Genomic DNA, 14083 nt, shown 5'->3' on the forward strand with positions numbered 1-14083 from the left:
TAAAAAATATAATATAATATTATGAAAAAACAATCTATTATTTTTAGCATCATATTGGCTGTCTTATTCGGATTTCAGTCATGTGATATCGAAGAGAACATTATCGATGAGGCTCTTGGGGAAGATTTGTTGACGAATGCGGATCCGCTAGACCTTTTGGCTCCTGCCTATAACAATATGAGGAAGGTTTATGGACACAGATGGTTTTTTGCCCTACAAACCTTTTCAGCAGATGAAGGTATGTTACCCACTAGGGGTACCGATTGGTTTGATGGTGGCGCTTTTCAGGAATTGCATGAACACGAGTGCACACCTACACATCGCTATACTACTGAAACATGGGATCATATCATGACAGGGATGGGATACTCTTCCCAGGCAATTTCTTACTTGGATGAAGGTTCACAAGAGCGTGCAGAGGCCGTAGGTTTATTATCACTCTATATGTGGGTATGTTTGGATGCATATGGTCAGGTACCATATCGTGGAATTACCGATATTAATTTTAATGAAGATCCTCAAATCCTGACAGGATCTGATGCAGTAAGTACTATCATCGCCAACTTGGAATCTGTTGTGTCGGACCTTCCCACTGGGAAAAATACGGTACGTTTTACTCAAGATGCCGCAAAATCACTTATGGCACGGGTATATTTGAATAAGGCAGTTTACGAGGACCGATATGCTACGAACTTTTCTTTCTCCAATGAAGATATGCAGAAAGTAATAGATCTTACCACAGAGGTTATCGAAAGTGGAACACATTCTCTGGAAACAGATGATTATTTCAGTATGTTCGATCCGGACAATGAAAACCACCCCGAGATTATATGGGCAATAAAAAATGAATTGACATCTATACGGATTGGTGGAAGAAGTGTTTCAAGAAATACTACTAATGGGTTGTCTAGAGGCCTTATTTATTTCGCGAACGATGGCACTACCAATTTAACAGGTTCTGATGCAGGATGCACCTTGCCTGGGTTTTTAGATACATGGGATGCAGCAAATGACCCTAGGTATTACAAGGAAAATTACCCTAATGAGGAAGGTACTATACCATTTTCCGAGTATAAAATGAACCGAGGTTTTCTTGAAGGACAGTTATATGGCATTAAGAACGATGCAGGTACACCTATTTTTAATGAAGACGGAACTATTGATATTGTTGCGGTAAAGCTTTGGAATAAAGATGAAACTTTTGCCAATCATACTAGGGAAGTGAGTTTGATTGCAGAAAACCAATCTGTAGGGGTAAGGGTTTCCAAATGGAGCATAGATGATATAGGGACAAATAGAGATGACACTGGTGTTGATATCGCTGTATTTAGGTTGGCTGATTTATATTTAATGCGGGCAGAAGCTAAATTAAGATTAGGATCAGGTGATGCTTTAGCTGATGTAAATACAGTTAGGGTTGCACGTGGTGGAGATGGTTTTGCAATAGCCGGTGCTACTCTTGATGACGTGTATAATGAACGGGGCTTTGAATTCTATTGGGAATACCATAGAAGAACAGACCAAATTCGATTTGGGACATTTGAAGATACTTGGACGGATAAGACCAATTCAGACAAGAATATGAGAATATACCCAATACCTGCAGGACCAATTGCAGAAACACCTGGATTAGAACAAAACCCTGGATATTAAGTTGAGTTGTTAGTTTGAGTTAGTTTACAAATACAGGCAGGTATGAAAACCTGCCTGTATTCTATTGCTTTTTTATTACTAAAAAGCGTTGAATTACCAGTCAAATCTTGAGACCGTTATGCTAAGACACCTTAATGTAATTAGAATGGTTTGCTTGTTTTTTATGAGTATGGCCATTACCCTATCATGCAAAGATGATACGACGAATAGATCATCCCTATACTTAATTTCGGGTAAACATGCAGATGACGTTGAATTATCGACAATTGAAGATTTAAAAAACGATTTAGGCAAGGTTTTGCACGCCGATATACGGATTGTATCAGAAGGGGAAACAGTGCCTACCAATGCCACCGTTTTTATTTTAGGCACACCAAACTCCAACACATTGATCACTACAATGGTCAAAGAAGGCAAACTGGACCTTACGAAGGATAATCCCGGTCCACGTGGCGGAATCTGGAGTAAGATTGATTTAGAGAATAATGTGCAGGCCATAGTTATAGGGGGGTCAGACACACAAGGGCTGCAGTATGCCATATATGATTACAGCAAAGAAATACTGGGTGTGGATGCACTGGAATATTGGACAGGTAAGATGCCACAACCCAAAACTTCAAAAGCTTTGTTCAATTTTGAGCCGAAAACGATAGTTCCTCCACAGATACCCATTCTAGGGTATTTTGAAAACGATGTTGACGAATTGGCCAATTATCGCGGAAAATTATTGGAGTACGATTGGGAAAGTTATACCGAAATGATCAACTCTCTGGTAAGACTGCGTTATAATGCCATACAACTGTTTGACATGCTGGGTCGTCCGGAGTTCTTCATACGTCCCGAATACAAAAAATTGAGTCCTGATTATACCATTCGTGAGACCTATATCGATAGCCTTATTGATTATGCCCAAAGCAAGGGAATGATGGTACAGATCGATGTGAGCATGGGCTATAAAATCAAGCCGTTGGATCAAAACAAAGCCGATTGTTGGAAAAACCACAAACAGGATTGGATCGATACATGGACCTATTATTTTGAGGAAACCCCGTTCAAGAAAGCCGACATCATCTCACTACGCCCAAGAAACCAGGTGTGGGACTGGGAATATAAAAGTTCTTGTGGGGAAGATAAAATTGAGGTCTTCAATGAGGTTTATCAAGTCCTTGGCGATTTGATCGATCAATACAACCCAAAAATAAAAAAGGTAATGGTCTGCTATGCCGATGGTATGGAAATGTTCAATCAGAATTTATACCCACCCAAAGATTGGTTGGTAGCCTGGTCCGATGATGGTTTTTCGGGATTCAAACATCTTCCCAAAAGTACCAAAGGATATGGTTTTGGTACCTATATGCACGCAGGGTTTTGGTTGAATCATACAGTACATGATCCTTATCCCAAGAAAATAGATACCATAATGAAAAATATGGTAAATGATTATCAGGCCGATAAATATTGCTTGGTCAATGGACAACAGTTTAGACCGTTTTTACTCAATATAGAGGCATTTTCAGAAATGTCAAAGGATGTCAATGCCTTTGATGGTGAACAATTCTATAAAGATTGGACGCAACGTTACTTTACGCCATCAGTGGCGGAAATTGCCGTAAAATCCATGAAAAAGTTACACGAGGCCCAATTAGATCGCTGGGGGTATGTGGAGCATCTATGGGAAATACGGGAAACGGTTTCCTATTTGAGCAATGCACCTATCCGTAGACCGGGAAAAACCCCTGTACCCTATGACTATGCTGCTGTTGAATCGGATTACGAACATGTTGAAAAACGCCTGAAACTTGCGGAAGAAGCCCTCGGATTGGCCCTTGAAGGGGAAAAGACAGTAAATAAGGGAGATACGTTTTATTATGATTATATCGTACTACCTATTCACCTATACCACGATTTATTGAATTTTGAACATACGTTGCACCAAATGGCCCAATTGAAGAAAACCTTTGAGAAAACGAATGATTCGGGAGCTTTGGATAAAGCTTTGGAAAAATTGGTTATTGCCAATGAACAATTGGAAACCATACATAGGAGAAGCTTGGAAGGTGATCGTAACGAAAAATGGAAAAATTGGTATAACCCAGAAATACGAAGACCAAACAATGGTTTTCCCTCAAAACAAATGTTAGACGATATTAAAACAAATTTGGCCCTTTTAAAAAACAGTAAATGAAACGATTCCATACAGTCCAAAGCATAGTCATTCTTGCGATTCTAATCTCTTTAAGTTCGTGTCGCCAAAAAACGTCTGCTGTTGTAGCAAAAGAGCATATATCCGATAAAGTATATCCTATTTTGGATACTGAAAATTCCAGGTGGTTCTTTTTTTCATCCGCAAGCCGTCCTTTTGGGATGGTGAATTTAAGTCCGGATACGGAAATAGACGGGGCATGGGGAAGCGGTTATCGATATGCTGTTGATACAGTAAAGGGTTTTAGCCATATCCATGCTTGGCAGATTTCCGGATTGTCGGTAATGCCCGTGACCCTAGATAAGTCGAATGAAAATACTATTTATACTGATTTTTATTCCAAGTTCAGTCATGAAAAAGAGTCCGTTCACCCCGGTTATCATTATTTGGAATTGGAGCGATATGGGATTATTACGGAATTGACAAGTACCAAACGTGTTGGTTTTCATAAATATTCATTTCCGAAAGATAAGAAGGCAGGTATTTTATTTAATCTGAATACGGTTTTAGGTCCTTGTGATAATATTGAAGGTGTATTGGAAAAATCAGGGGATAAGGAATTGTCAGGAAAGCTTATAGCAGTTGCCACACATCGACGACCAAAGCCATTGACCATATACTTTAAAATTGAATTGAATACCCCTATTGAATCTGTTGCCCGTGATCCCGAAACAGGGAATTATCTATTGAAGTTAACACCTACGGAAGATTCGGTATTGATGAAGGCAGGTATATCGTACACTTCGATTGAAAATGCAACCAAGAACATAAGGGAAGAGTTACCCAATTGGGATTTCAACACCGTGGTCGAGGATTCCCGAAATGAATGGGATGGCTTATTGGGAAGGATTAAAGTTGAAGGGGGAACTGAAAAAGAACAGCGTAGGTTTTACACCGACCTTTGGCATGGCTTGCAGGGCAGAAGGATTATTAGTGATGTCAATGGTGCCTATCCCGATAATACCGGTGAAACATTTCGTGTTGGACAAATACCGCTCGATGAAAAGGGCAAACCCAAATTCAACCACTATAATTCCGATTCATTTTGGGGGGCACAATGGACAATCAATACCCTTTGGGGCTTGGTTTACCCAGAAATAAAGGAAGATTTTGTGTATTCCCTTTTACAATATGGAAAAGATGGGGGATTAATCCCTAGAGGCCCATCTGGGGGTAATTATACCTATGTAATGACCGGCGCATCAAGTACTCCATTTATCGTAAGCGCCATACAACAAGGTATCATCACCGATGATTTAGAGGATATTTATCAAGCCCTTAAAAAAAACCATATGCTAGGTGGTATCATGGGAAAGGCGGGTTATGAGCACAAGACCGATTTGGGTGGTGGATTAAAATATTATATCAATAAGGGGTATGTACCCTATCCAATACCTGAAGGTAACTTCGGGGGGCATCAAGATGGTGCCAGTCTTACTATGGAGTATGCCTATCAAGATTGGACATTGGCGCAATTGGCTAAGAAGCTTGGGCATCAGGATGATTATGATTCTTTTGTAAAAAGATCTAAAAACTATGGGAATGTCTTTGATTCATCCAAAGGCTGGATGAGACCCAAGGATGTGGACGGAAAATGGTATGACGATTTTGACCCATATCAGGTTGAACATGGTTTTATTGAATCGAACGGGGCACAATCCACTTGGTTTGTACCACATGATTTAAATGGGTTGGCGAAAATCATGGGAGGGAATGACATGGCCGTTGAAAAATTGAATGATCAGTTTAAAATCGCGGAAGAATTGAATTTCACGGCAGGTACGTCACATGCTCAGGAAAATCATCCCGAATATGGTCGCATCCCGATCAATTACGGTAATCAACCTTCGATTCAAACAGCTTTCATTTTTAATGAATTAGGTCGTCCGGATTTAACGCAATTTTGGTCAAGGAAAGTAGTGGCCAAAGCTTTTTCGGGTTTATCGCCATCAACAGGGTATAATGGTGATGAAGATCAAGGATTAATGGGGAGCTTGGCCGTTTTGATGAAAATTGGGTTGTTTCAAATGAATGGGGGAACTGAAGCCAATCCTGAATACCAAATTGGAAGTCCCATTTTTGATGAAATTACCATCAAACTGAATCCCAAATATTATTCAGACAAAAACCTTACCATACAGACGATGGATAATGCACCAAACAACACCCAGGTCAAGCAAGTGAGGTTTAATGACCAACCTATTGAAAACTATAGAATAAGGCATAGCGAGATTGTTAAGGGAGGAACACTGATTTTGGAAATGTCCAGTAGGGGAATGACAAACAAAGATTAAATTATGAGGGTAAAGATAAAAATCACTATTGGTTTATTTTTAGCTGTTTGCCTCACGACGTACGCCCAACTTAAAAACAAACCGGATTTAGAAGAAGAATTTATGGATATGGGCTTTGGTGTATTTGTTCATTGGAGCATGGATTCGCAAATGGGAAGCGTCATCAGTCATTCCTTGGTTGGTGCCTCGGAAGATTATGTGAAAAAATATTACAATGAACTACCGAAAACATTCTATCCGGATAAATTCGATGCGGATGAATGGGCTCGTTTATTTAAGATCACTGGTGCGGAATACGTGGTTTTCACTACCAAACACCATAATGGGTTTTGTATGTGGGATACTAAAACTACGGAGTTCAACATCATGAATACCCCTTATGGCAAGGATATAACAGGCATACTTTTTAAGGCATTGCGTAAACAGGGCCTAAAGGTAGGTGTGTATTTTTCACCTGAGGATTTTTCATTTTTGAACAAGCAAGGAACACTTATTTCCCGTAAACGGGAAAAAAGCCAAATTACCGATAATGCTGAATTATTGGCATATGATAAAGAGCAGGTCAAAGAATTGGTTTCAAATTATGGACCAATAGATGTACTCTTTTTTGATGCCTTTAAAACAGGGCCTCTAGTTCAATATGTGCATTCCTTAGATCCCAATATTGTAGTAACAAGGGGGGAAATGAAAACGCCAGAACAAACGATACCGGACGGACCCATGCCCGGTCCATGGGAAACCTGTATGACCATGGGCACCCAATGGCAATATAAACCGACCAATGAATCGTATAAGGGTGGAGGGGAATTGATTGGGAAATTAATAGAGATTAGGGCTAAGGGGGGTAACTTCCTTATGAATGTAGGGCCTAAGCCCAATGGGGAGATACCGATTGAACAAGAAGAACGTTTACGGGAAATAGCGTTGTGGATGTTTGTAAATGAGGAAGCCATAAAAGGCGTTCGTCCTATGGAAAAAACGATAAAGGATGGTTATGCCTGGTTTACCCAAAAGAAAGATGAAAATGCGGTTTATGTATTTATTACGGGGCGGAAGGATTGGTTTAAAGGAAGACGGCGCAGTTTTTTGCTTAAAAATTTAAAGGCTACCGATTCCACAACCATTTCAGTATTGGGACAGAATGACAAAGTGGTTGAATATTGGCCAGAAAACATTCCAGAATCGCGATATATACAACATGAAGCGCTTTTGGAAATTTCAATAGCTCGGGCCCAAAGACTCTACAATGATAAAGTATGGCCAAATCCGATAGTGGTTAAATTAACGAATGTTGCCATTATTGAATAATAAGAACGAAATCAAAATATAAGTAAATGATGATGAGATGCTTATGTGTTTTTATGATAGGGATATTACCATTATTTGGATTTTCCCAAACGGGATATTCCTTTAATAATCCTGAACTTCCCATTGAAGAGCGGGTTCAGGATTTAGTGGATCGATTAACCGTAGAAGAAAAAGTATCCCTATTGATATCCACAGCGAAAGCGATTCCTAGATTGGATATCGAAAAGTATTATCACGGTAACGAAGCCTTGCACGGTGTGGTAAAGGGAGGGCGTTTTACGGTATTTCCACAGGCCATAGCGCTTTCAGCCACTTGGAATCCCGATTTGATCTATAAAGTTTCAACCGCTATTTCCGATGAGGCCAGGGCCAAATGGAACTTCTATAACCAAGGGAAGGACCAAAAGAACGTATACAGTGATTTGTTGACATTTTGGTCGCCAACGGTCAATATGGCCAGGGATCCCCGTTGGGGACGTACCCCTGAAACTTATGGGGAAGACCCGTATTTAACAAGCCGCATAGGTCTATCCTTTGTAAAGGGCCTACAGGGCGATGATGATAAATATCTTAAGGTGGTGTCTACACCTAAACATTTTGTGGCCAATAACCAAGAGGAGAATCGATTTTCGTACAACGCCAAGGTCTCTGAGAGGGCACTTCGTGAATATTACTTCCCGGCTTACAAAACCCTTATTGAAGAGGGGAATGCACAATCTATAATGAGTGCCTACAATGCCATTAATGGGGTTCCCAGTACGGCGAATAAATGGCTGTTGAATACGGTATTAAGGGATGAATGGGGGTTTAAGGGGTATGTGGTCAGTGATTGTGGGGCTCCTACATATATCGAAAAATCGCATCATTTTGTAACCGATAAGGAGCAGGCTGCAAAAGCAGCTTTAGAAGCAGGATTGGATTTGGAGTGCGGAGATGATATCTATGCAAAACATTTACTGCCTGCATACAAAGCAGGTCTTGTATCAATAGAAAGTATCGATAAGGCAGTTTCCAGGGTTTTAAGGGCACGCTTTAAATTGGGGGTCTTCGATCCCGAAACAAATAATCCCTATACTAAAATATCGCTGGAGGTAATCGGCTCAAAAGAACATCAGGACCTTGCCTTGGAAACTTCAAGACAGTCCATTGTATTGCTTAAAAATGAACGAAACACCTTGCCGTTGAATAGCAATGCGATGACGAAATTGGCTGTGGTAGGTTTTAATGCCAATCAGGTGGTGTTTGGCGATTATAGTGGATTACCAGTCATTTCACCCATTTCACCCCTTCAAGGTATAATCGATAAGGTAGGGGATAAGGTCGAGGTAAACTATGTCAAATGGAAAACTGCGGCCCGTAATTTGAATCCCATAGAAGCGGAAAACCTACGAAACGATTTCAATGATGAACCAGGTTTGTTTGCCGAATATTTTGATGATAAATTTTTGGAAGGTACGCCCAAGACCCGTGTGGATAAAGAAGTGAATTTTGATCCCGTAAACCAACCTCCCGATCCCTATACCAGCTACAGGCATAAATCAATTCGATGGACAGGCCATATAACCCCCAATGCTTCCGGGGCCTATAAAATAGGTATTAATTCAGACGATGGCATTCGTTTATGGTTGAATAATGAGTTGGTTGTGGATGAATGGCATAATCGGGGTGCTACGACAGATCAAGTGCCTATTTACATGGAAGCCGGTAAAAAATATGCCATAAAATTGGAGTATTTTGACAATGGGGGTGATGCCATTTGCCAATTACTTTGGGAAGTACCCGGAAGTACCGATGATTTGTATAAAGAGGATAGGGAGGCGGCCAAGAACAGCGATTACGTTATAGCCGTTATGGGAATAAACAAAACCATAGAAAAGGAAGGAAAGGATAGAACGTCATTACAACTTCCGGAGGACCAAGTCAACTATTTAAAGGAAATGTATGCCATTAACAAGAATATGATCGTTGTTTTGGTGGCGGGCAGTTCTTTGGCCATCAATTGGATGGATGCGAATATCCCCGCCATTGTAGATGCATGGTATCCCGGTGAAGCTGGCGGAACCGCCATTGCCGATGTTTTGTTCGGAGACTACAACCCAGCTGGGCGATTACCGTTTACATTTTATAAAACCGTGACCGATCTTCCCTCAATGGACGATTACGAAATTACCAATGGCAGAACCTATATGTACTTTAAGGGTAAAGTACTGTATCCTTTTGGGTATGGGTTAAGTTATACGGAATTTGAGTATAGTGGCATGAAAATCGAAAAGGAAAACGATGGTTTGATGCTTACTGCCACTGTAAAAAACACGGGGGATTTCGATGGTGACGAAGTAGTACAATTGTACTATAGGATCAAGGAATCATCCGTTATACGGCCTTTGAAAAAACTCATAGGTTTTAAAAGGGTATCCTTAACTAAAGGGGAATCGAAAACCATACAGTTCAAGGTATCCAAAAAAGACTTGCGTTTTTGGAATGAACATAACAAGGAATGGACGTTTGAAAAGGGTAAGTATGCCTTTATGCTGGGAGCCTCTTCGCAGGATATTAGAATTCAAAAAACTAAAAAATTATAGTCATAAACCAGCAACATGAGAAATATTTATATCTGCTGTTTTATCATAGTCCTCTTCATTTCTTGTGCCACCAAAGAGTCTGAAATTCAGCTGAATGAAGTCCAAGTGATAGGAAGTCATAATTCATACAAAATCCCAATTGACCCTTCTTTGTGGGACTATCTATATGAAATGGATTCCGCCAAGGCCATGTCATTGCAATATGGCCATATCCCTTTGACTGAACAATTGGATCTAGGTTTGCGCAATTTGGAACTGGATGTCTTTTACGACCCTAAAGGTGGACATTTTATAAACCCTAAAGGTTTGGCGATTGAAAAATCAAAGGGACAAGAACCCTTAACCTTCGATGCAGAAAATAAACTGGGGCAACCCGGGTTGAAAATGTTCCATATTCAGGATGTTGACTTCCGGAGTCATTATCCCTTATTTAAAGAGGGATTGGAAGCCATCAAGAATTGGTCCGATAGGCATCCCGATCATACGCCTATATTCATTCTGATGAATACAAAGGATCAAAAAGTTGCGGGAACAAAAGACCCTTTGCCCTTTACCAAAGAAGCCTTGAATACGATTGATGTAACGATCAAATCCGTTTTTGGGGATGATAAATTAATATCACCCGATAAGGTCCGTGGGGATTTCGATACTTTGGAGGAAGCCATATTAACCAAGGGTTGGCCTAATCTTAGTGAGGTTAAAGGTCGTTTTTTGTTTGTACTGGATGAAAAAGAAGCGAAAATAAAAAGGTATTTGGAAGGGCACCCAAGCTTAAAGAACCGCGTGCTTTTTGTGAATAGTAAGGAAGGGAATCCAGTGGCAGCCTTTCGAATTATCAATAACCCAATCAAGGATTTTGACTACATTCAAGAACTCGTAGCCAAAGGATATATGGTGCGTACTAGGGCAGATGCAGCGACCAAGGAAGCGCGTAACAATGATTATTCGAAATTCGAAAAGGCTAAGGCTTCAGGTGCCCAGGTTATCTCAACCGATTATTATATCCCTTCGCAATTGTTCAAATCGGATTACAAAGTCATTTTTAAGGATGGTACTTATGAAAGAATTAAAACCCAATAGGATGTTTTTAAAAACCTTTTCAATGAAAAACACATGGGTACTGTTGCTGTTGTGTGTTCAAGTGAATGCTCAAAGTGTGTTCGATTTTCCTATCGTATCAGGGTCCACCCAAACCTCTGTGCATATTGATAAGAATGATGCGGAGGTTGTGCAGATTGCCGCACAAATGTTGATTGACGACATTCATAACGTGACCGATAAGAAAATCCAGTTGGGGGGCACATCCAAATTTCGGATTATCGCAGGTACTTTAGGTCAAAGCAAGGCCATTGATGGTTTGGTGAAACAAAAGAAAATCGATGTCTCGGTCATCGCAGGGAAATGGGAGACCTATCACATCCAAGTTTTGGAAAACCCATCAAAGGATATTGAAAAAGCCCTAGTAATTGTAGGGTCCGATAGAAGGGCCACGGCGTACGGCCTACTTGAAATATCCCGAAAAATAGGGGTTTCCCCATGGGAGTGGTGGGCAGATTCAGCCCCGGTCAAGAAAGAAAACGTGGTGCTTTCCATAGAAAACAAGACCTATGGATCCCCCTCGGTGAAGTATAGAGGACTATTTCTCAATGATGAGGATTGGGGATTACAACGTTGGGCAGCTTTGAACTTTGAGCCGGAAACAGGGGATATTGGGCCAAAGACCTATGCCAAGGTTTTTGAGTTGTTATTGCGGTTAAGGGCAAATACGATTTGGCCTGCCATGCATAAATGCACCAAAGCCTTTTATCATTATCCTAAAAACAAGGAAGTTGCCGATGCTTATGCCATAGTTGTTGGTAGTTCACATGCCGAACCCATGTTATGCAATATCAATGCGGAGTGGAATCACGAAAGTATGGGTGAATATCGATATGACACGAATGCGACCTCCATAAAGGACTTATTCCGGAAAAGAGCGAAGGAAACCCAAAACTACGAAGGTATTTATACCGTTGGAATGCGTGGCGAACACGATTCCCCCATGATCGTAGGGGAGGATAATACCGGGGCCCAAGTAGATTTATTGGAACAGGTCATTACCGACCAACGTGAAATTTTGAACCGTTATTCTAAAAAGGGGGTGTCAAAGCCCCAAGCCTTTGTACCGTACAAAGAGGTATTGCATTATTACCAAAGTGGCTTGGAACTGCCCGAGGATATTACCTTGGTTTGGACCGATGACAATTATGGGTATATACGCCAGTTGAGCAATCCCCAAGAGCAGACCCGCTCTGGTGGCGCCGGGGTGTACTACCATACATCGTATTGGGGGAGGCCACACGATTATCTGTGGTTGAACTCCACCAACCCAGTTTTGATGTGGGAAGAGATGTCAAAGGCGTATGGATTCAAATCGAGGGACTTATGGATTTTGAATTGTGGGGATATAAAACCCCATGAATACAATATTGAACTGTTTTTGGATATGGCCTGGAACATGGGAGATTTTGAAAAAAACAATGCTGTGGAAGTGCACCATCAGCAATGGGCCACAAGGGAATTCGGAAAGGAAAACGCCGCTGCCATTACCAAGATCATGAATGATTATTATAAGTTGGCATTTCAACGAAGACCGGAATTTATGGGGTGGAGTCAAGTAGAACCGGTAACGAAAGCTGGTAAAACCGAACTAACCCAATTTCACTATGGCGATGAAGTCATGGGTAGGATTAAGGCTTACGAGGCGTTATTGATTAAAGTAAAGGGCTTACAACCTAGGATTTCAAAAGCACAGCAAGACGCTTTTTATGAATTGGTCTATTATCCTGTGGCCGGAGCTTCCCTCTTAAACCAAAAATGGTTATATGCCTATAAAAATCAATTTGTTGCGGACCAAGGAAGGAAAAGTACTTCCTATTTTGCCGACAAATCCAAAGAAGCATTTCAAACAATACAAGAGGAGACCGAGTATTACAACACTACGTTAAAGGGTGGTAAATGGAATCATATCATGACCATGGCGCCTAGACATTTGCCTGTGTTTTCACAACCCTCGGTTTCTGCAGTACCCGAATCCGAAAGTGCATCATTGGGATTGGCGTTGGAAAGTTATCAGATGGAGGTCAATAATGAGGTCATTAACAGTTATGCCGATGTACTCCCCGTTTTTAACGCTTATACCAAAAACACATATTTTATAGATGTGTTTCTTAAGGGAAAGGGTACTATTTCTTGGGAAGCCAAACCGATGGCAGATTGGATACGGATATCAAAAACATCAGGAAACCTCGATGAAGACTACCCGGAAAATCGACTTTGGGTCAGCATTGATTGGGATCGGGTGCCCAAGGGGGAGAACAAAAAAGAAGCTCCGTTAGGGCATGACTACCAATTGATCCCGCCAAGTTATAAGGTGAACTCCGCCATTGGTTTTGAAGCCAATGGGGAAAAAACGACAATTGGTGTATCGGTATTCAACCCTAAATTCAAAGCGTTGGAGAATTATAAAGGCTTTGTAGAGGATAAGGGCTTCGTCTCAATGAATGCTGAAAACTTTACACGAAGGAAAAAAGGATCAGAGGCTGTTTGGGAAACCCTGGAAGGTATTGGGTATACCAATAAGATCTGTTTAGCCTTACCTAGAACGGCGGCATCCCGTGAAAACCTATCCGATATCATAGCCAACAGTCCGTCTTTGGAATATGATTTTTATACCTTTAATTTTGGGGAGGTGGATGTAAATGTGCAAGCGATTCCCACACATGCCTTTTATGGGGGAAGCGGGGTAAGGTGTGCCCTTGCCATTGATGATGCAGAACCTGTATTGGTCGATTTTCAAACTTTGGGTCGAAGTGATGAATGGAAACAGAATGTATTGAAGAATGCTTCGGTAAAATCCACCAAACAAATTGTTGACAAAGCCGGAAAACATACCTTGAAAATCTGGATGGTAGATCCAGGGGTGATGCTAGATCAGGTTTTGATCGATCTTGGGGGATGGAAAGACTCATATGCATTTCCGCCAGAAACAAAAATGTAGTCTA

The 14083-nt window shown here is 41.0% G+C and carries 7 protein-coding genes; all 7 read left to right on the plus strand.

Translation table 11 applies throughout. The features are described 5' to 3' along the window. The first annotated feature begins 21 nt into the window (after positions 1–21). The 7 genes from LX92_RS17710 to LX92_RS17740 all read left to right on the plus strand — a co-directional run bounded on the left by LX92_RS17710 (position 22) and on the right by LX92_RS17740 (position 14079). Positions 22–1653, plus strand: coding sequence for a RagB/SusD family nutrient uptake outer membrane protein (locus tag LX92_RS17710; RefSeq protein WP_109653494.1), 1632 nt, complete (start codon positions 22–24; stop codon positions 1651–1653). Positions 1654–1771: 118 nt separating this feature from the next. Beyond that, complete coding sequence (locus LX92_RS17715; protein ID WP_109653495.1) at positions 1772–3838, plus strand: glycosyl hydrolase 115 family protein; 2067 nt, start codon at positions 1772–1774, stop codon at positions 3836–3838. Further along, positions 3835–6150 (plus strand): GH92 family glycosyl hydrolase, encoded by a 2316-nt coding sequence (locus LX92_RS17720; RefSeq protein ID WP_109653497.1) that lies wholly within the window; start codon positions 3835–3837, stop codon positions 6148–6150. Before LX92_RS17715 ends, LX92_RS17720 begins: the two co-directional genes overlap by 4 nt. Before the next feature lie 3 nt (positions 6151–6153). Then, positions 6154–7458, plus strand: coding sequence for an alpha-L-fucosidase (locus LX92_RS17725; protein ID WP_109653499.1), 1305 nt, complete (start codon positions 6154–6156; stop codon positions 7456–7458). Between the two features lie 26 nt (positions 7459–7484). Next, positions 7485–10040, plus strand: coding sequence for a glycoside hydrolase family 3 C-terminal domain-containing protein (locus LX92_RS17730; protein ID WP_109653501.1), 2556 nt, complete (start codon positions 7485–7487; stop codon positions 10038–10040). A gap of 15 nt (positions 10041–10055) precedes the next feature. Further along, positions 10056–11120 (plus strand): phosphatidylinositol-specific phospholipase C1-like protein, encoded by a 1065-nt coding sequence (locus LX92_RS17735; RefSeq protein ID WP_109653503.1) that lies wholly within the window; start codon positions 10056–10058, stop codon positions 11118–11120. Between the two features lie 22 nt (positions 11121–11142). Beyond that, positions 11143–14079 (plus strand): glycosyl hydrolase 115 family protein, encoded by a 2937-nt coding sequence (locus LX92_RS17740; protein WP_170117884.1) that lies wholly within the window; start codon positions 11143–11145, stop codon positions 14077–14079. Positions 14080–14083 lie beyond the last annotated feature (4 nt).

It is taken from the genome of Maribacter polysiphoniae, assembly GCF_003148665.1.
Classification (GTDB): domain Bacteria; phylum Bacteroidota; class Bacteroidia; order Flavobacteriales; family Flavobacteriaceae; genus Maribacter_A; species Maribacter_A polysiphoniae.